Genomic DNA, 18325 nt, shown 5'->3' with positions numbered 1-18325 from the left:
CTCTCGGAGATCGTTTGGCCGGAATGCTTGACGGCACGCCGCGTCTTGCCTTCCCTGACGGAGCCGATGACGCGGTCATCGCTGAATGGAATCGAAGCGTTCGTCTGGCGGTACGGCGGCTTCTGGACTATTCGACGGAGAGCGTGCCTGAGGTCTCGAAGCTTGAAGAGCGTCGCATTGGCGATCTCACGCTTCAGCGTCTTGCATTTGGCGCCGGTCCCGACGGTCATTTTCGCGCATCTTTGCTCTATCCCTCTGTGTCGAGGCCGTCGCGGGCCGTTCTCGTGCTGCCGGGCCGAAACGGGCGGCATGAACAGGTGATTGGGCTCGAGCCTCCCGATTTCCCCGATCGCAACGTCGCAGAGCGTCTGGCTCGGGCAGGCTTTGCCACGCTGACGATTGATTTTGGCCTGCGCGATGCCTACTCCGACGAAAAGCGTGCCGGCCGCGACGAGACCAGCCTGATCGCGCATGCAATGGCGCTCAAGGGGCGCTCGCTGGCTGCTCTGCTCGCCTCCGATGCCGTTGCTGCCCTCCGCTGGCTCGCCGCCGAGCCGTGGGTCGACAAGTCCAGTCTCGGCATTATCGGCCACAGCCTCGGCGGTTACATGGCCTTGTATGCCGCCCTTGCATACAACCAGCCGGTTCCAATTGTCCTGGCAAGTTGTGCCGGTCTTTACCGAAGCATGTTCGAGCGAGATGCGGTGGCCGGAGGAGCGCACGCGCTTCCGGGAATCCTGCAATATGCTGATTTGCCCGATCTCATGGGTGCGCTGGCGCCCGCTTTCCTGCAGGTTCAGCACGGCGATCGCGATCCATTTCTGCCGATGGCGGACGCCGGCATCGCAATCGAGCGGGCCGCACAGATCTATGCGCGGCACAACGTCCCGGAGCGGTTCGAGTCCAGCATTCTGACGATGAGCCATGGCACGAATTCTGATGTCGCGGCTGCGTTCTTTGAACGAGCATTTTCCGTGCCGGCGATGACGCAAAGGCCGCTGGTCCCGCCCGTGCGCATCGAATTTTCGGCGGCCGCGCGCCGGCAGATACTTGAGCGGATAGATCGTTCGCTCGTGACGGGCGAGTTGACGCTCGGCTCTTGCGGGATTGAATTCGAGCGGGCGGCCGCGATGTGGATGGGGACTCCCGAAGCCGTCGCCGTCAACTCGGGCACCTCGGCGATCGAAACCGCATTGAGGGTTGTCGGGGTGCGCGGGCGGCGCGTTCTACTTCCCGCGAATACGTTCTTTGCGACGGCGTCGGCGGCCCTCGCGGCAGGAGCCGAGGTCGGCTTTGTCGATACCGAGCCCCTCGGCCTCGGGATCGACCCGGACGGCGTCCGGCAGGAACTCGAACGGCGGGACGATGTGGCCGCCGTGATCACGGTGCATATCGGCGGCATCATCTCGCCCCGGATAGGTGAATTGATCGCTCTGTGCGCCGAGCACGGTATTCCGCTGATCGAAGACGCCGCCCATGCATTGGGGAGCCTGCTCGATGGTGGGAAGGCGGGCGGATTCGGCCGCATGGCGGCGTTCTCGCTCTATCCGACCAAGATCATCACAAGCGGCGAGGGAGGCCTCATAGCAACGCGCAATTCGGCCGACGCCGCCGTGGCGCGCTCGCTCAGGGACCATGGCAAGCGTGGCTTCTTGGCCAATGTCCATGATCGCATTGGCAGCAATTGGCGCATGAGCGAGGTCCACGCAGCGATCGGGTTGGCGCATATGGAAAGTTTGGCGGCCTTCGTCGCCGAAAGGCGTACTGCCGCGCGCTGCTACGACGAGCTCCTGGGTGGGATGCGCGGGCTGACCGTGGTGCGCGAACCCGCTGGATCCAGCAGCAACTACTACAAATACATGGCACTGCTCGACGAAGGCGTCGACCGCAACCAATTGAAGTCGGCTCTGCGCGAGCGGCACGGCGTGTCTCTGTCGGGCGAGGTTTACGATACTCTTTGCTGCTTGCAGCCAGCACTTGAAGGTAGATTTGAAGCAAAGGACTTTCCGGTCGCGCTCGGGTTTGCCGCTCGACACATTTGCCTGCCGATCTTTGCCGGAATGACGCGCGCCCAGCAGGACCGCGTCGCACACGGATTGCAACAGGAGCTTGACGTTCAACTGAGCGCCGGGTCGATCAGATCGCCAGGGGTAAAAGTCCATGCGTCGGTTTGAACTGGTTGCTCGCAGGAAGCTCGATTTCAACGCCTGCGCCGCCGTACCGTCTCCTGCCGAAGACGAAGTGCTCGTGCAGGTGAAGGCCTGCACGATATGTGGTCGAAGCGACCTGACCTATTATCACTATTTGGGTGAGCGGGATCATTGCGGCAAGGGATGCTTCGGCCACGAGATCGCGGGAACGGTGGTGGAGGTAGGGCGGCAGGTCGGTCGCGGCTGGCTCGGCGAACGTGTCTTCATCCGGACGCCGCGGACGACAGGTTATGCCGAATATGCAGCCGCCCGCGAGGTCGCGTTGGGAAGACTGCCGGCCGCAATTCCGTTCGAGCAGGGGGCGATCCTTCAACTGCTTCCGCTTGCGATCAATGCCACGCGCGGCGTCAGGCTCGGCGACCGTGTTCTGATCGTCGGTCAGGGGCCGGTCGGCCTGATGGCGTTGCAAGTGGCGCGCCTGAGAGGGGCCTCCCACATCATCGTCGCCGATCTGGACGATTGGCGGCTCAAGCGTTCGACTGCGCTGGGTGCGGACGACACGATCAAGGCGCCTGCCGCCGATCTGGCCGCTTGGGCCGACGTGGTTGCCGAGATCGACGTTGCCATCGATGCGGTCGGCACGCCGAGCACGTTGAACAGTTGCGTGAATCTCGTGCGTCATCACGGGCTTGTCGTCATGCTAGGTACCCATCACGTCGACACAAGGGTCACCGTCGATCTCGTGCAGTGGGAGCATAAGGGTCTTCGCGTGCACAGCTCCGCGGAGGCGACCGACGAGGAACGGCGGGCTGCGATGAGGCAGGCGCAGCGACTGGTCGATGCCGGCCGCATCCGTCTGCCCGATATGCTGACCCACGTCATGCCGCTCGAAGAGTTGCCGAAAGCGATCGCGAAACTATCGGAAAGCTCGGTCCTCGATCCGGAGAAGGGCCCTGCGCGGTATCCCGGACCGCCGCCGGAAACGCTGAAAGTAGCGATTTGTCCATGAACGTGCTTGCGCGTCATGAGTTCGACGATCCGGCTGGCTCAATGCAGGTCGAGATCTTTCGGCGGGGAAAAGTCTATCATTCCCGTGATCGCGACGTGATCGACATCGGAAAAGTATCGGTCGATATCGGACTCGCCCCTTCTTTGATGCTCGGGGATGATGCACGATGGCTGCGGCGAGAGCTACCACGGCTTCCTCCTTTGCCTCCGCCCGCAGACCGGCGCGAGTTGATCAGGGTGGCGCTCGAACGCTTCCGGCCTGCGCAGGTGCAGATCGGTTCTTCTGCGCAAACGGCGGATCCGTTCCGTGAGCTTCTGCGTCGAGCCTGCGGGCTGCCCGGGCAGCTTGTCGACGACTGGATCGATCTTCTGGAGGGCAGCCTCAATCGGCTGCCGGACGGAAATCGCGGCGGGATCGAACTTATCTCGCTGCCTGCAAATACGTTCGTCTGTCTGGAAGCCTGGCTTGCCGCATTGATGCGCTCCGATGCCGTCTGGATCCGGCCGAGCCGGCGGGAGCCGTTTTGCGCGCAACGTCTCCTCACCTGTCTGCTCGAAGCTGGCTGGCCGGCGGAACGGCTGGGGCTGTACCCGACCCGGCGCGAAGGACTTGTCGCCAGCGTCGCCATCGCGGACCGTGCCATCGTGTTCGGCGGAAGTGAGCTCCCAAGCTCCCTGTACCGCAGGAACGACGTCGACGTCCGCGGCCCAGGCCGAACGCGAGCGTTGGTCGGCGAGACATTTGATCTCGAACGGGTGAGCCGTATTCTCGTCAGGCAGATTGCGAGCCAGTCGGGTCGGTTCTGCACCAACGTCGGCACGATCCTGTGCGCCGGCAATGTGGACCTTCTCGGCCGCTCGATCGCCACAGCCTTGGACCGGATCGTCGTGGGACCTGTGCCCGATCGCTCGTATCCGCAAGCGATGCATACGAGCCGGGACGAAGGCCAGGGCCATGCGGATTGGCTGAACTCGCGCATCCGCGACGATGACGTGCAATTGACGTCGCGTCCGATCCTGGTCGCGGAGGGGGATGCCGTGTACCTCGCGCCGACATTGATCAAGCTTGGAAGGGCCGAAGGGCACCCCTTGATTGGGATGGAGCTGCCATTTCCGGTGGCCTGCATCGCGGAGGTGCCGGAGGCACGGCAATCATCCCTCTGCGGCGATGCCGGCTTTGTCTACCTCATAGGCGATCGTTCCGGACCCGGCACGTTGAATCTTCCGGGCCATGTGTCCGTCACCACGATCGACCCGGCTACGGATCAACCATGAGCAGTCTCCTGTCTCAGGATGTCTTCGGCGAGATGTGTCGTCGCGTCCCCGAACTTGCGGTCGATCCCGACGAATGGGTCCGCATGATGATGCGTTGGCATTTCTCCGATGACACGGGGTCGCAATACTGGGTTCAGCGGCGGCGCGGCCTCGGCTTCGACCCAATCGGGGATGTTCGCCGTGTCGACGACCTGTTGCTCTTCGATCTGTTCGACAAGGAAGTGCTTCGCAGCATCGATGTCGTCGAACTCGTCCCGAAGGCCTTTGACGGAAAACCCCGCCGCATCTTCGAAACGGGTGGAACATCCGGCCCACCCTGTCGTGTCGTGGACGTGACCATGGGGACCTACAACGTGGCACTCTATCGGGTGATGCTCGAGGTGCGTGGATTGGAGGGCGGAGACATCCTCGCCATGACGCCGAGCGGCCCGCATGCCTATGGGACCTTTGTCGGTCGGCTGGCCGACACCTGGGGCGGAAACGTCTGTTACATCGATTTCGATCCGCGCTGGATCAAGGAGCTGATCCGAGAAGGGCGGGATGCCGATCCGTATGTCGATCACCTGTTGCGTCAGACTATCGAGCTCTTGCATAGCCAGAAGCCCGCGCTGCTGTTCACGACGTCCAAACTTCTGATAGCTCTCGTTGCCGCTCTGGACCGGCCGCTCTCCAGTTACGGAATCAAGGCGGTATGCACGGGCGGCACCAGTTGCTCGAGCGAGGAGCAGCGATACCTTCGCGAGAACTTCCTCCAGGAGGTCCAGTGGATCGATACCTACGGCAATACGCTCATGGGGCACGCGCTCCAGGCCGATCCTCGGCCTGGCGATAGGCGACGTGCCTATTATCTACCGTCTCCGCAGGCTTTCATTAAGATCGTCGATCCGGAGAACTGGCGTTCAGAGCGTGACCTGGGCGCATGCGGGCGGGTGCTGTTGCAGACGCTCCATCGGGACCTGTTCATCCCAAATCTGCTGGAGCGTGACGTGGCCAAGTCGGTGGCGCCACACCCCTGGTTTCCATTCCGCGGCGTGGCCGACGTGGGTCCCTATACGAATGTAAATGACGAGCGCAGCCGCAATGTCGAAGGCGTTTACTAGCTCCCTTCGCAATCGGAGCATCGACGCATCGCGGCAGCCATTCCGATGGGCGATCGCTGGTTACGGAGACGTTGTTCAACGGCGTGTCGCTCCTGCGATCCTGGCGGGAGAGAACGTCGTGCTCGCGGGTATTTGGGGACGAACACTTGCTCGCGCAAGCGAGACCGCCGTGCGCTTCGGCACGGTCGCAACCGATGCCATCGCCCCGTTGTGCGACAGTATCGATGCGCTGTATGTCGCAACGCCGGTCAGCAGCCACATGGAATTAGCCACCTTGGCGGCTGGCGCCGGTTGCCACGTTCTGATTGAGAAGCCGCTCAGCGCCGGGCTTGGGCAGGTCTCGCCGTTGGCACAGCTTGCTCGTTCGAAATCGCTGTGTATCGGCGTTGCGTATTATCGGCGTCTTCTGCCAGCCGTTCGGTGGCTAGGGGAAGAAATTCGTTCGGGGCGATTCGGCAGATCACGATCGGCTCTGGTTCAGTTCTCGATGCCCTACACGCCCTCGCCGAATGATCCAATGGTGTGGCGTTACGACCGTATGATCGCAGGCGGCGGCGTTCTTGCCGACGCCGGTTCGCATCGACTGGATATTCTGTCGATTCTATTCGGTCCGCCCGTCAGTTTGATTGCCAGGTTTCTGGACGTGACAGCCGGAGGATGCGAACGTGCCGCACAAGTTTCTTTGGCTTGGCAAGATGGCCTTGTCGCACAGCTCGATGTAGCCTGGCGAGCGCACCACCAAGACCGATTGGAGATCGAGTTCGAGAGCGCGGGACTGGTGCTGGACCCGCTCGACGGAGGGACGGCTCAGATCTCTTGGAGAGACGGTCGGACGGATTGGCTGGAGCTGCCGGGGTCTCCAAACCTGCATGAGCCGCTGGTCCGCGACTTCGAGCTCGCGGTTCGCAATCAACACGCGCCGGCCTGCGATTTGAGCGGCGGAATTTTGGTCGACCGGATGCTGGCGGCGGCCGCGATCTCGAACAGCACAGGCAGCGCCGTTCGGCTGGACATGAATGCCTGACGCCGAGAGGCCCGCGATCAATCGGCGCGGCGAAACGACAAACGCACGCAATGATCAGCAGTTTCGCCGGGAGCGAGGATGCGCATCGAGGGCTTTTCGAACAAGTCTCCGGTGAACCCTTCGGGATCGCTATGACCCGTCCATGTCTCCATGGAGACAAAGGGCGCACCGGGGCGTGACCACAGCGCCAGATGCCGGAAAGCCGTCGTTTGCAGCGTGATGCTCGAGCCGCTACTCCCTGCGTCAAGACTGAACGAACCGCTCTTGGCATCCAGAAAGCACATGGCATCGGACGCGAAGAGTTCGTCGGCGAGATCGAGAATCCGGCCTTTGATCGGCAGGAGCCTTCTCCGTGCCGATATCAGTCCGTCGGGTGTGACTTCGGGAACCAGCGGGCTTTCTTCTGCTTCGAACCGGATCTTGTATTCGTGCCTGGGAACGTCGTTGAAAGGCCAGTGGAACGCTGGATGAAAGCCGAGTGCATAAGGCATGTTCCGGCGATCCAAATTCTCGACGGAAAAGTTGACCATCAAGGTCGAACCGGCGAGTGCATAGGTCACCGAGAGCTGGAACCAGAACGGATAGACCTTCCGGGTCTCCCGATTGCTTGTCAGCGTGAGCGTTACGCTGGCGCGATCGCGGCCCGACAGGGCGAACTCGTGCTGCCGTGCGAAACCGTGAACGGCCATCGGCCTTCGGCTGCCATCGACAAGAATCTGACTTCCGCCGGCCCAACCGACAATCGGAAACAATATCGGCGCCGATTGATCCCACCAGACGGGATCTCCATGCCAGAGCAGTTCGTTGCCGCCGGCGGACCAGCTGCGCAGTTCACCGCCACGAAGATCTACGCAGGCGCGAGAGGCGCCGCTTTCAAGGTCTACGAGCATTGCCGGCATCCACCACGAATTCCAATCTCTGCGCTTGTCACGCTAACCTTGACGGTCGGGCATTACCTCGCCAGCTCCCGGCTTTGTCAATGGCGTGATGTCAGACGCCGGCGCCGACAGGATCGTCGACGAGGACGATGGCCGAGGATTGAAACCCGCGCTTCCGAAGCGATCGCCATTCCCGCGATGGGCTGCAGCTTGCCTATGTCGATGCCGTAAACGGATATGGCAGACCCGATTGAGATGCGAGATATTCGTGCGCGCGATGTCCCTTCGCGAAGTCTAGCCAGCATTCGCACACGAACGTGCTGGTGACATCCGACAAGAATCGCTGACCGCTTGACGCTATGGCGCGTCTCGCCTCATACTTCCTTCAGTTGCCTTTGAATCAAGTGGAGAGTTTGCTCCTGATGGCGTACTTCCGGATCCTGGATCAGGGCACCGATCCAAATGGCGAAGTAAATGCCGATTGGATCACAACTCGACCGGATTGCATCATTTGGATGGATGGTGCGACGCCATTCGGCTCGACACGTGTTTCATCGTGCGCGAACGACGCGACATGGTTTGTCCGGCGATTCGCCCAAGTTCTCATGGATCACCTGGACGCTTCCGTGCCGTCGGATACGGCAATCGTCGCTGCTCAGCAGAAACTTCATCGCGAATATGAAGCCTTGGTAGCACAAGCGCCGGCGAAGCCGCTCGACAAGCCATTTTCTTGTCTTGGTTTGGCTCGCATTTTCGAGAAGTCGATCGAGCTGGTAAACATGGGTGACTGTTCGTTGTTGTATGAAATTGATGGTCGCGTTGCGAGCTTCGGCTACAGCACGGTCACTGACCTGGATCACGAGGTGATCTCGGCATTCCGCAAACTACGCGATCCGACGGTTTCTTATGCTGCGGCTTTCGACATGCTCAAGCCGAAGCTCGATAAAAATCGCGCGAAACGCAATGTCCAATTCGGCTACAACGTCGTTGAGCCGACGGATCGTGAGCGAATTCAGTTCGAGCGGGTCTTGCTTCCAATCTCAGCCATGGGTCGGTTGCTTGCCATGTCTGATGGCTTTGCGAGAGCATTCAGCCTATATGGGATATCGACCCTGGACAATATTTTCGAGCTCGTTGAGACGGAGGGCGTTGGCGGCATAATAAGCCGTATTCGTTCTGTGGAGGATAGCGATCCAAATGCAGAACAATATCCTCGGCTAAAGCTCAAGGACGACGCATCCGCCGTGCTGTTTTCCATCGCGTGAGTTCAATCTTCACGGCAAAACTGCCAGCCTAATTTTGAGGGGCATCACGTGTTTTACACGATCGGGCCGATCTATCTCATAGAAGCTGGCTTTCTTCCCGGTCAGATTACCACCAGTCTCGGGACGGCTGCAGTTCGCACAGGTGAGCACCCTAGACTGTCTGCGAAGCCCCACGTCTTTGGAGCATCGCATCGGTGATCAGCTTTGGCTGCGGGTAGGTACCCTGCTCAAGTCTTCGCAAGACTTTCGCGCCGAATGGCGTCCCTACCACGAGCATACTCCGTCCTGCCGCCGCCAGAGTGTCGAACGCTGCCGCGGTATCCAATGGTCCCTGACACGCATTCGTAAAGTGACGTCTCAGGATATCTTGATCCGACGATCCTCGGGCTATGATCTCTCCTGTCGTGGTCACCAGCTGAAATCTTGGCGGCTCGAATGCGAGGCCGTCCAGGATGCTGTCAATTGGTTGTCGATCGTAAAGCGGCAAATGTGCCGCAACGGTTGGATGAAGGGTCAAGCCTGATTGTCTGGAGCCAGGAAATCGAGCCCAGATCATCTTTCGGACAGCAGCAACACCGTCGGTAACTCCTGCAAGATGCACAGTGTTGCTCCGGCGCCGGTCCTTGAGAAACACTCGCTCGGATAAGCCGGTGTCCTGCACGATTGTCGATACATACGCCTCTATCTGTTCGCCCTCTTCGCCTTCGATCATCACCTCGGAAAGCGGAATCCGCTTGGCGGTGTCCTCGAATGCGCGTCGGACCTCGCGCAGAAACGGCATTACCTTTTCAAAATAGGTCGCAAGAGAAAACACGTCCGAATAGACATATGCAGGACCCGCACCGGCGGACCAGAAGCCGACCGCCCCTATTTCCGAGCGCTCGACCTCTTCGAAGAAGTGAGCCACCGCGACAAAGAGAGCCGCCTGGAACGGTCGGCCCGCGAAGGTGACGCTCGAATCGTATTTGGCGCGCAGCAACTCAAACAGATCGACGCCATACACGGAGCGGCAAGTGTACAGCACTTCGCGCACCTTCGGCACTGACGGGCCTTCTGCGATCAGCCAGTCAAGGAAGCTTTCACCGTGCGGGAAATAGGCGCCCTCTTCCTTTACCGTGATCCAGCTGAAGTACATAGAGATTGGATTCACCACTGCCTCCGTTCTTCGTCTGGCTCAAACGATTAAGCCGCAGCGCGTTTGCCTGCCCTAGAGGCTCGCACAAGCACGAACAAATTGGTTCCAATCAACATTGAGGCGCCGATCAGAAGCTGCATAGAGAGGTGCTCACCAAGAATCATCACGCCGAACAGGGCGACCCAGAGCAGGCCTGTATACTCACAGGGTGCAAGAACACTTGCGGGTGCGGCAGTGTAGGCCTCATTGCGTAGATAGAGCGAGATGCCCCCGAGGCAACCTGTGACCAGCAGCAGGCCAAGATCCATCAGGCTGCTGGAGCTTGCAACCCAGGGAAGCGTGGCACCGGTACAGACAACGCTGACGATCGGAAAGTAGAAGGCCATCGAGCTCCGCGTTTCTGTCTTGGACAGAACGCGCAGCAGCAGCACGTATCCTGCCAGAAAGAATGCGCCGGCGATGGGCAACAGCGCCCGCCATTGCAGGACGATGTAGTCGGGCTGAAGAATAACCAGAGCGCTACAAAAGCCAAGGACAACGGCCGTCCACTGCTCAAGGGAAACCGGCTCGTCCAAGAACAGGCGGCACAATGCGACGACAATCAGGGGAGCAACGAACCCGATCGCGATGACATTCGCGAGCGGCATCAAAGTGTAAGCAATGAAATACAGCGCCATCGCAGCGAGCCCGCACAGAGCTCTGAGTACGTTGAGGGGGACCCGGTTGCTTCGCAAAGCTGGAATGCCGCCATCACGTGCAACAATCACCGCGACCGGAAGAAGACTAAAGAGATTTCTGAAGAATATGATCTCAAGAACGGAATGATTGCTCGCCAACCATTTCGTCAACACATCCATTGTCGCATTGAGAAGCATGGCGAGGAGCAGCGCCGATACTGCGTAAGATTGGCCTTTGCTCATATGCGTCCCCTGACGCTACGCCGGGTTGGTCGAAAATATGTATCGCATGTGCGGCTCGTCGAAGTCAACCTGTAGATGTATTGTTGCGCTGCTTCGCTATGTCTTCTTATACTTAACGGCGGAACTGCGTTCCGTACGCGCGTTCCGCGCCAATGCCGCCAATGTCCTTGACGGCCATGCGATGCATAGGCAGCGTCTTGCTGTCGAGCGTATCCAATGGCGCGGTGGCGCCGCTTTATAAGCACGAGCACGAACGCCGTGCGCGGAAAGAGGCGCAACAGCCCGAAGGAGCCGAACTGTTCGGCGACGGCTCGCGGATGGGGCGTCCGGCTTGGCATGAACGCTTAGCGCTGAGAGGCCGGAGATCCTTCGGTCTCGCGCAACGACAGCCCTACGCCGCAATTAGCCGTTTCGCCGGGGCGAGGATGCGCATCAGGTTCGCCGCCCTCGACTCCCGGGTCATGCGCCTAAATCCTCTGCCACGTGGTTGCCAAGCCAGTGCGAAGTGGCAATGATGCTGAGAGCGGGGTTGGCGGCCCCGAGTCGCGGAAAAATTCCAGGCCCGGCAACGTAGACGCGTGGAAGCTCCATCACCTCCAGGTCTGTTGAGATGGGAACCGGCCCCTTATCGCCGATCGGATGGGTGCAGGCTTCATGTTCGAAGGCCCCATAGGGCAGTTCGAAGCGGGAATAGGCGTTGCAGCGATCGCTCTGCCGAACTGCGATCTGCGCCGCGTCGTGTTTGAACCATCGTATGTCCGAACCGTCATGCTTGTCGCTATGCGCCTCCGTAGCCGTGTCGTGCCGCGAATGTAGTTCCTCCAGGCTGGAGCCTGCCAACAGCGCCGCCCAATCCGAGGTTCTTCGATGCACGTCGTTCAGCCGCGCTTCGTCGCGCGCGGAAATTTTCGCTCTGATATGCGTACGTAGCGAGTCCTCTCCCGCGAGCTCGACGAACAGCTCACTGTAAGCGTTCGCGCCGCCCTGCTGCTCCGCGACGGCATAGAGTTCGACAAGGCGGTCTCCATTTGCCAGCGAGGGGCATTCCAGGAAGAAAATATTGGTGTTGAGTTCCGGCATGGTCGCGAACCCGCTCCACAACATGGAATGCCTGAATGGAGCAAGGCCACTCCCCGCCGGAAGGCGCAAAAAGGCGCCGGCGCAGAAATGGTCGGTGATAGTGGTCCTGATGTTGCGCGCAAGCGAGCGAGCCAGAATTTGGATGTTGCCGATCGCGGAAGCCGCTAGGATGCAGGCGTCAAAGCCCGCGCACACGATGCGCTCGTGCCCGCCGTTCTGCGACGTCTGGACATCCCAGCTTTTGTCGGTCCCGGGAGATACGGCCAGCACGCGTCCCCGCCTGAGCACAATCTTTCCAGATTCAATCATTGCATTGATCGATGCAACCGGGCTGTATGCCTCGAACCGTCCAGCCGCATCGACGCGCGCGGCCTGCGGCACTTTGCGGAGCCCATAGCCACTCGCGGCACCGTTGAAACCGTCAGAATGAAGATCAGCATAGTCTCGTCTCAAGCGGGACAGGACGGATGCATAAAGTCCGCCTTCGGCGCCTAGTCGGCGCTGCCATACTGGTCCCCAATCCGCCAGTTCATCAGGCTCGAGCTCAAGCAGCACGCCGTGATAACACAGCGTGCGTCCACCGAAACGCTCGGACAGGCCGCCGCCAGGCCCCCATCCCTCACAGATCCAACTCCGCGATTTCTCGTCACCCGGATGGAAGCTCGTGTCCCAATTGACGTGGTGCGCGCGCGTCCGCGGGCCAACCTCGAAGATCTCGACGTGACATCCACGATTGGCCGCCTGTAGCGCGGATTCGAGTCCTGCCATCCCGGCGCCTATGACCGCGATGCGCGGCGCGCTGCTATTGGTCTTGATCATCCGCTTCACCATCCCGCAGACCTAGCGCATCCCCAGCCAACCGCTCCAATGGAGCTTGACGTCCTCTTGCTTGAATCGGGGTCTCGCCTTCTGCAAGAAGCCGCGGCGGACCGGCGAAACGCACCGCGCGGCGAGCAGGCCGCGAAGTTGCCCGGCGGCATCCAGCAATGCAGGGAGATGCCTCAGCGTTGTGCCTGTGCTGGCGCAGGTCTCATCTGGGGGAGTCACCGCCATTGCGACGATCAAGTTGGCGATCGGTGTCACCGAGCCGCCATCGCGGTTGGCCGAATTATCGCAATTCACAGCGGTTCAGCCCTTTTCATATCCACGAAATTCCAGAAATCAGGAGAGCCGCGAAAGACAAACTTCAGGAGGCATCGGCAGACGTGACTTCCGCTTGGACGTCCTCTCAAGATTGCCCAGCGGGGGAAGTCGGCCAATCGCCATTCCCTTTTAAAGTGCGTTATCTGACACTAGCAAGCAGAGGATGCTGTGCAAGCGGGATTCTTGAGCCGGGGGCAGAATTCCGCACCTTCTGGTTGCGTAAGCTCGGCGCCGCGGAGGAAGTCGAAGAAGATCAAGGCGGCTGGACGGCACAGTGACGGTGGCGGGCTCTGCCTGCTGATCGGCATCAATGGCGGAAGGTCATGGGTTTTTCGCTATCGTCGGGCCGGCGGCGGGAATGAGCTTGGCCTCGGACCAGCCAACAAGGAAGGGGGTGAGCCTCGCTGGCGCCCGTCAGCGCCCCGTGAGCCCCAGCTTTGTCGGGACGCACTTCAAGGGAAGAAGCCGTTTAGCTGTTGGTTGGAAAGCTGAATGGTGGGCGCACAAGGGATCGAACCTTGGACCTCTCCCGTGTGAAGGGAACGCTCTCCCGCTGAGCTATGCACCCGAGACCATCATGCAGGCTGGACTTTCGGCCGGCCGGCGCATTGGAGCCCGCGATTTAGAAGTGCGGGCCGAAGGTGTCAAGTTTCGAGGCGCCCCAAGACGTTAAAAGCGGCCCGAAAACCGCACCCGGCCACGCAATTCGGCGGTGAGACCGCTTTGGGGCCGCTTAGGCGCCCTGCTGGCGGGCGCGGGAGGCGTGGGCCTGGAGTGCGCGGATGCGCTCGGCAAGCGTTCCGCCGCCCTCGGGCAGGGTGGCTGCGGCCGCGCCGTTGGTCGCGGCGTCATTGGCCGGGCGGGGCGCCGGCCTCGGCGGCTGGCCGGCCTCGGCCGCAAGCAGGGCCTCGATCGGCGAGTTCGGGCCTTCGAGCTGCATTGCGAGCTTTGCCACGTCGGCGGCGATGTCGTTGATGCGCTCGCGCAGCAGCGCGTTCTCCATCCGCTCGGTCGCCCAGGAACCCTCGGCCTGCTGCTGGATCGCGTTGATGTCGCGCTGGAGTTTTGCGCGCTCGTCGCGGGCGCTGCGGAGCTGCTCCTCCAAAGCGGTCTTTTCGGCGCGGAGCGATTCCATTGCGGCCGACGATTTGCCCCCGCTCAGGGCCGCGATCTCGACGCGCAGCTCCTTGACGGTACGCTCATTGCCCTCGTTGGCCTGGCGGAGCTGGTTGTTCTCGTAGTCGCGCTCGGCCAGCAGCTTGCCCTGCGTGGCAAGGCGGCCTTCGAGGTCGGCGAGGCGGCTCGACAGCATCTCGGCCTCCTTCACCTGCAGCATCAGCTGTCGATCGAGCTCGGTGACGCGCTGGCTCAGATTCTCGACGCGGCCGCGCGCATCGCCGAGCTCGCGCGAGGCGGTCTCGGAGTCGGTACGCTCCTGCGCCAGCCGCGCCTGTGTCGCGGCAAATTCCTTCTCGGCATCGCCGACGCGGTTCTTCAGCTCTTCGATCTGCGCACGGACCGCGACCAGCTCGACCTGACGGCTCTCCGCCATCATCGAGCGGTCGGAGAGCTCGGAGTTGATCTTTGCGAGCTCGCCCTGCTTGTCGGTCAGCGCATGCTCGGCGGCGCGCAGCGCCTCGGTCTTGGTGTTGAATTCCTCTTCCGTCGCGCGGAGCTGCTCCTTCACCGCCTTCTCGCGCGCTTCGAGAGCGAAGATCGTGGCATTCTTCTCGCCGAGCTCGATCTTCATGCGGTTGATGGCGTCGCTCTTCTTGCCGAGCTCGGCGAGCTGGCTCGTGGTCTTGTTCTTGAGCTGGTCGACGCTCATCTCGAGCCGTCGCGCCGACATGGCGAATTCGGCGCGGAGCTGGTCCTTGTCGGCCTGGATCTCGGCCATCGACAAGGGGGTGGCAGCCTCGAGCCGGCGCGTGGTCAGGCGGACCGCGCGGTTATGCACCAGCGGCACGATCGCAAGCCCGCACAGCATCGAGAGCAGGAAACCGATCGCCAGGTACATGATCGGTTCGACCATCGGCCAGAACTCCGAGAGCTAAGGAAAAATTTACCAATGACAATGCATGGCGGCCGGCAAAAAGCCAGCCCCGCCCTGTTGTTAACGTGAATCCGGAAACTGGATCGGAACAGCGAGTCCTAGAACGGGTTCCAGGTCGCGCGCGGGGTGAATTTCAAATAGCCGATATTGGCTCCCAGCCGCAGGCCGAGGCCCGAGCGGATCGGCACCAGCACGATGTTGTTGGCGGTGAGCGCCGTCATGCCGAAGCCGCCGATGATGTAGGCCGAGCCGTCGAGGCCGGCGAAGCGCTGGTAGATCGCGTTGGTGGCGGGCAAATTATAGACGAGCGTCATGGTGCGCGCGCCGTCGCCGCCCCAGTCGAAGCCGAGCGAGGGGCCCTGCCAGTAGACGCGCAGGTCGCCGGCATTCTTGGTGTAGAGGGTGCCTTCGCCGTAGCGCAGGCCGGCAACGAAGGCGCCGGAGCCTTCCTCGCCCAGGATATAGCCGTTCGGCAGGCCCCATTGGCTGACCGCCTTCTCGATGATCGAGGCAAGCCCGCGCGAGACGTTGCCGAAGAAGCGGTGACCGGCGCCCACGAGTTCGTCCGGCCCATAGGTGCTGGGCGTCGGCGTCCGCTGCGGCGGCGGCAAATCGGGCGGCGGCGGCTGCTGGGCGGAAGCCGGCACGATCAAGCCGACCATCGCGGCAAGCGCGAACGCAGCAAGGCGTGATGCGAAAGTCATAAAAGAACCCCTGGTATCGAATCCGGTCGCTTCCTTAACCTGGCGCCAACAGGCACGGCTCTAGGTTGCGCCGGATGTCCCCTCGACTCGGATGTTATCCGCAGCAACTATGACGGCACAACGGCAGGAAGCCAGCCCTTTGCGCCCCGGAATTGCCTTGATCGGCCTTCTGGTCTGCCTGCTGTCGGGCATTTGGATCATCTGCTTGCCGGCAGAGGCGGCCACCACCGAGCGGATCGTCGTCAACCGTTTCAGCGGCGTGGCGATCGAGGGTTTCGATCCCGTGGCCTATTTCGTCGATGGCGGCGCCGAACAGGGCACGGCGGAGTTCGAGGCGAATCTCTGGGGCGCAGTGTGGCGCTTTCGGAACGAGGGCAACCGGGCCTCTTTCATCGCCCATCCCGAGGTCTACGGGCCGCAGTTCGGCGGCTACGACCCGGTCGACATCGCCCGCGGCGTGACCAATGCCGCCAATCCCCGCTTCTATGTGATCGCGGACCAGCGGCTCTATTTGTTCAGCCGGGAAGCCAATCGCGACGCCTTCGCCGCCAATCCCGAGCGCTTCCTCTATGAAGTGGGCAAGCGCTGGCCGGCCCTCCAGGACAAGCTCAGCCAGTAACCACCGCCTGCGGGTCGCCCCAGGCGATGAACTCCGGGATGATGAAGCCGCTCTCGTGCCGCGCGCCGAAGCGGAGCTCGCCGCCCTTGCCGTCGGTGACCCTGCCGCCGGCCGCGGTGACGACCGCGCAGCCGGCCCCGACGTCCCATTCCGAGGTTGGCCCGAAGCGGGGATAGATGTCGGCACTGCCTTCTGCGATCCGGCCGAATTTCACGGCCGAGCCGACCGTCTTTCTGACAGCATTGGGCCTGTTATCGATGAACGCCTCGCTTTTGGGATCGCCATGCGAGCGGCTCACCGCCGCGATCCAGGGCTCGCCCGGCGCCGGCAGCTTGCGGGTCTGGATCGGCTCGACAGCGCCGATGGTAGCGCCGTCAAACCTCACACGCTCGGCGCCGCGGCCGACGATGCCGCGCCAGAGCAGCCCAAGCGCCGGGGCGCTGACGATGCCCAGCAGCGGCACGCCTGATGTCACGATGGCGAGGTTGACGGTGAATTCGTCGCGCCCGGCGACGAACTCCTTGGTGCCGTCGAGCGGGTCGATCAGGAAGAAGCTGTCGCGAAACGGCGGCGAGGCGAGCTCAGTCCGCTCTTCCGAGAGCGTCGGGACGTCGCCCGCAAGCTGCGCCAGCCCGTCCGCGATGATGCGGTCGGCGGCAAGGTCGGCCTCGGTTACCGGCGAGCCGTCCTGCTTGCCGTCGACCCGCATCGCCGAGCGGTTGACGCCGAGGATGGCTTCGCCCGCTCTCACCACCAGCGCGGTGAGCGGCTCCATCAGGCCGAATGCGGCCGCGTCGTCGATGATCCGCTTCACCTGCATGCCTCATTCATCGGCAATTCCATCCCTCCCCGAGTGATTCGCCGCGGCTTTATGGCCGCTTCGAACCGATCGCAAGCTAGCTGCCACGGGCTTGCGAATGTTAGAACCCGCGGCATTCGTCAAGCATGCGTGATTCGCCGCGTCCGCGCCGAGCAATTCCAGGAACCCTCCAGGACCCCTTTATGTCTGACGCTTCGTCACCCGCTACCGCTACCGCTCCAGATGCGCTCGAACTCGCTGCGCTCCTGTGCTCGCGGGTCTGCCACGATCTCATCAGCCCTGTCGGCGCCATCGTCAATGGGCTCGAAGTGCTCGACGACGATCCCAAGCCCGACGACCGCGAGTTTGCGCTCGACCTGATTCGCAAGAGCGCCAAGACGGCCTCCGCCCGCCTCCAGTTCTGCCGCCTCGCCTTTGGCGCGGCCGGCTCGTCGGGCGCGCAGATCGATGTCGGCGATGCCCAGACCATGGCGCGCGGCCACATTGAGGACGGCAAGTGCTCGATCACGTGGAATCTGCCGCGGCTCTTGCTGCCGAAGAACCGCGTCAAGCTGCTGCTCAACATGTTGGTCGTTTCCCAGCACACGATCCCGCGCGGCGGCATGCTGACGGTCGATCCGATCGGCGAGGGCGAGACGATGAGCTTTCGCATCACCGCGACCGGACACAATGCGCGGCTGCCGCAGAACATCTCCGAGCTTCTGAGCGGCGAGCGGGGCCCTGCCGCTGATGCGCACGCGATCCAGCCTTATTATACGCGGCTGTTGGCAGAGGCTTGCGGGCTCACCGTGAGGCTCGCGCACGAAGGCGAAGCCATCACCGTTACCGCTTCGTAAACGCGCGGCCGCTCGCAAACGTTAATCTATCCTTTACGAGGCGCTTCGGCTTGTCCGGAGCGCCTTATCTCTTTGTTGGTTCCGTTCTTTTGCACATACTCAACCATTATTAAACGCTTTGCGGTGAAGCTGGCCTCATTCCGAAATGGCGCATCACGTCACGTGCGCGCCCCTCCTGTATGAAGGCCTGTTTTCATGGATGATCTGTTGCGGGAGTTTTTGACGGAGACCAGCGAGAGCCTGGACACTGTCGACAATCAGCTGGTGAAGTTCGAGCAGGAGCCGAACAACGCCAAGATCCTGGATAACATCTTC

Annotated in this window: 16 protein-coding genes and 1 tRNA gene; 9 read left to right on the top strand and 8 right to left on the bottom strand. The window is 61.8% G+C overall.

Features of this window, described 5'->3' with window-relative positions:
* Positions 1–23 precede the first annotated feature (23 nt).
* Genes IVB31_RS07510 through IVB31_RS07490 form a run of 5 tightly spaced genes read left to right on the top strand, consistent with a single transcriptional unit; the run spans position 24 to position 6557 of the window.
* Positions 24–2174 carry an aminotransferase class I/II-fold pyridoxal phosphate-dependent enzyme gene (locus IVB31_RS07510; RefSeq protein ID WP_247320417.1) on the top strand — a complete coding sequence of 717 codons (2151 nt, stop codon included), beginning with the start codon at positions 24–26 and terminating at the stop codon, positions 2172–2174.
* Positions 2161–3159 carry a zinc-binding dehydrogenase gene (locus IVB31_RS07505; RefSeq protein ID WP_247320415.1) on the top strand — a complete coding sequence of 333 codons (999 nt, stop codon included), beginning with the start codon at positions 2161–2163 and terminating at the stop codon, positions 3157–3159. Before IVB31_RS07510 ends, IVB31_RS07505 begins: the two co-directional genes overlap by 14 nt.
* A complete protein-coding gene (locus tag IVB31_RS07500; protein ID WP_247320413.1) occupies positions 3156–4433 on the top strand; it encodes an aldehyde dehydrogenase family protein in 1278 nt (425 codons plus the stop codon). The genes IVB31_RS07505 and IVB31_RS07500 overlap by 4 nt, the downstream gene beginning before the upstream one ends.
* On the top strand, positions 4430–5533 hold the full coding sequence (locus IVB31_RS07495) for a hypothetical protein (RefSeq protein ID WP_247320411.1): 1104 nt from the start codon (positions 4430–4432) through the stop codon (positions 5531–5533). The genes IVB31_RS07500 and IVB31_RS07495 overlap by 4 nt, the downstream gene beginning before the upstream one ends.
* Positions 5496–6557 carry a Gfo/Idh/MocA family oxidoreductase gene (locus IVB31_RS07490; RefSeq protein WP_346730858.1) on the top strand — a complete coding sequence of 354 codons (1062 nt, stop codon included), beginning with the start codon at positions 5496–5498 and terminating at the stop codon, positions 6555–6557. The genes IVB31_RS07495 and IVB31_RS07490 overlap by 38 nt, the downstream gene beginning before the upstream one ends.
* 17 nt (positions 6558–6574) lie before the next feature.
* On the opposite strand, the gene IVB31_RS07485 is transcribed toward IVB31_RS07490, so the two are convergent.
* Complete coding sequence (locus IVB31_RS07485; protein ID WP_247320408.1) at positions 6575–7447, bottom strand: aldose 1-epimerase family protein; 873 nt, start codon at positions 7445–7447, stop codon at positions 6575–6577.
* Positions 7448–7794: 347 nt separating this feature from the next.
* Here IVB31_RS07485 and IVB31_RS07480 point away from each other — a divergent pair, with 347 nt between their 5' ends.
* The gene (locus IVB31_RS07480; protein WP_247320406.1) at positions 7795–8700 is read left to right on the top strand and encodes a protein phosphatase 2C domain-containing protein; all 906 of its coding nucleotides are present in this window, start codon (positions 7795–7797) and stop codon (positions 8698–8700) included.
* A gap of 151 nt (positions 8701–8851) precedes the next feature.
* Here IVB31_RS07480 and IVB31_RS07475 read toward each other — a convergent pair whose 3' ends face one another.
* From IVB31_RS07475 to IVB31_RS07465, 3 genes are all read right to left on the bottom strand, one after another.
* Entirely contained in the window at positions 8852–9850 is a 999-nt protein-coding gene (locus tag IVB31_RS07475) for a hypothetical protein (protein ID WP_247320404.1), read from the bottom strand.
* Positions 9851–9882: 32 nt separating this feature from the next.
* Positions 9883–10755 (bottom strand): DMT family transporter, encoded by an 873-nt coding sequence (locus tag IVB31_RS07470; RefSeq protein ID WP_247320402.1) that lies wholly within the window; start codon positions 10753–10755, stop codon positions 9883–9885.
* 459 nt (positions 10756–11214) lie between these two features.
* On the bottom strand, positions 11215–12654 hold the full coding sequence (locus IVB31_RS07465; protein WP_247320400.1) for a GMC oxidoreductase: 1440 nt from the start codon (positions 12652–12654) through the stop codon (positions 11215–11217).
* Between the two features lie 492 nt (positions 12655–13146).
* Here IVB31_RS07465 and IVB31_RS33655 point away from each other — a divergent pair, with 492 nt between their 5' ends.
* The gene (locus tag IVB31_RS33655; protein WP_346730857.1) at positions 13147–13470 is read left to right on the top strand and encodes an Arm DNA-binding domain-containing protein; all 324 of its coding nucleotides are present in this window, start codon (positions 13147–13149) and stop codon (positions 13468–13470) included.
* Position 13471: 1 nt separating this feature from the next.
* Here the strand turns inward: IVB31_RS33655 and IVB31_RS07460 are convergent.
* From IVB31_RS07460 to IVB31_RS07450, 3 genes are all read right to left on the bottom strand, one after another.
* Positions 13472–13546, bottom strand: a tRNA-Val gene (locus IVB31_RS07460).
* A gap of 165 nt (positions 13547–13711) precedes the next feature.
* Positions 13712–15010, bottom strand: a complete 1299-nt coding sequence (locus IVB31_RS07455) for a hypothetical protein (RefSeq protein ID WP_247320398.1) — start codon at positions 15008–15010, stop codon at positions 13712–13714.
* Positions 15011–15129: 119 nt separating this feature from the next.
* Positions 15130–15735, bottom strand: a complete 606-nt coding sequence (locus IVB31_RS07450) for a DUF1134 domain-containing protein (protein WP_247320396.1) — start codon at positions 15733–15735, stop codon at positions 15130–15132.
* A gap of 139 nt (positions 15736–15874) precedes the next feature.
* On the opposite strand from IVB31_RS07450, the gene IVB31_RS07445 reads away from it, so the two are divergent.
* Complete coding sequence (locus IVB31_RS07445; protein WP_247320880.1) at positions 15875–16354, top strand: YHS domain-containing (seleno)protein; 480 nt, start codon at positions 15875–15877, stop codon at positions 16352–16354.
* Here the strand turns inward: IVB31_RS07445 and IVB31_RS07440 are convergent.
* Positions 16344–17174 carry a 3'(2'),5'-bisphosphate nucleotidase CysQ gene (locus tag IVB31_RS07440; RefSeq protein WP_247320394.1) on the bottom strand — a complete coding sequence of 277 codons (831 nt, stop codon included), beginning with the start codon at positions 17172–17174 and terminating at the stop codon, positions 16344–16346. The two genes, IVB31_RS07445 and IVB31_RS07440, sit on opposite strands and share 11 nt — an antisense overlap.
* Before the next feature lie 182 nt (positions 17175–17356).
* Between IVB31_RS07440 and IVB31_RS07435 the strand changes: the two genes are divergently transcribed.
* Positions 17357–18010 (top strand): histidine phosphotransferase family protein, encoded by a 654-nt coding sequence (locus tag IVB31_RS07435; protein WP_247320392.1) that lies wholly within the window; start codon positions 17357–17359, stop codon positions 18008–18010.
* Positions 18011–18325: the final 315 nt, after the last annotated feature.

Source organism: Bradyrhizobium sp. 21, from assembly GCF_023073335.1.
Classification (GTDB): domain Bacteria; phylum Pseudomonadota; class Alphaproteobacteria; order Rhizobiales; family Xanthobacteraceae; genus Bradyrhizobium.
This window is presented reverse-complemented; position numbering and strand designations above follow the sequence as displayed.

Coding starts and splice junctions, on each gene's coding strand:
- IVB31_RS07505 (WP_247320415.1), top strand. CDS start 2,161: ATGCGTCGGTTTGAACTGGTTGCTCGCAGGAAGCTCGATTTCAACGCC.
- IVB31_RS07495 (WP_247320411.1), top strand. CDS start 4,430: ATGAGCAGTCTCCTGTCTCAGGATGTCTTCGGCGAGATGTGTCGTCGC.
- IVB31_RS07435 (WP_247320392.1), top strand. CDS start 17,357: ATGTCTGACGCTTCGTCACCCGCTACCGCTACCGCTCCAGATGCGCTC.
- IVB31_RS07500 (WP_247320413.1), top strand. CDS start 3,156: ATGAACGTGCTTGCGCGTCATGAGTTCGACGATCCGGCTGGCTCAATG.
- IVB31_RS07470 (WP_247320402.1), bottom strand. CDS start 10,755: ATGAGCAAAGGCCAATCTTACGCAGTATCGGCGCTGCTCCTCGCCATG.
- IVB31_RS07455 (WP_247320398.1), bottom strand. CDS start 15,010: ATGGTCGAACCGATCATGTACCTGGCGATCGGTTTCCTGCTCTCGATG.
- IVB31_RS07465 (WP_247320400.1), bottom strand. CDS start 12,654: ATGATCAAGACCAATAGCAGCGCGCCGCGCATCGCGGTCATAGGCGCC.
- IVB31_RS07485 (WP_247320408.1), bottom strand. CDS start 7,447: ATGCTCGTAGACCTTGAAAGCGGCGCCTCTCGCGCCTGCGTAGATCTT.
- IVB31_RS07480 (WP_247320406.1), top strand. CDS start 7,795: ATGGCGCGTCTCGCCTCATACTTCCTTCAGTTGCCTTTGAATCAAGTG.
- IVB31_RS07450 (WP_247320396.1), bottom strand. CDS start 15,735: ATGACTTTCGCATCACGCCTTGCTGCGTTCGCGCTTGCCGCGATGGTC.
- IVB31_RS07440 (WP_247320394.1), bottom strand. CDS start 17,174: ATGCAGGTGAAGCGGATCATCGACGACGCGGCCGCATTCGGCCTGATG.
- IVB31_RS07490 (WP_346730858.1), top strand. CDS start 5,496: ATGACGAGCGCAGCCGCAATGTCGAAGGCGTTTACTAGCTCCCTTCGC.
- IVB31_RS07510 (WP_247320417.1), top strand. CDS start 24: ATGCTTGACGGCACGCCGCGTCTTGCCTTCCCTGACGGAGCCGATGAC.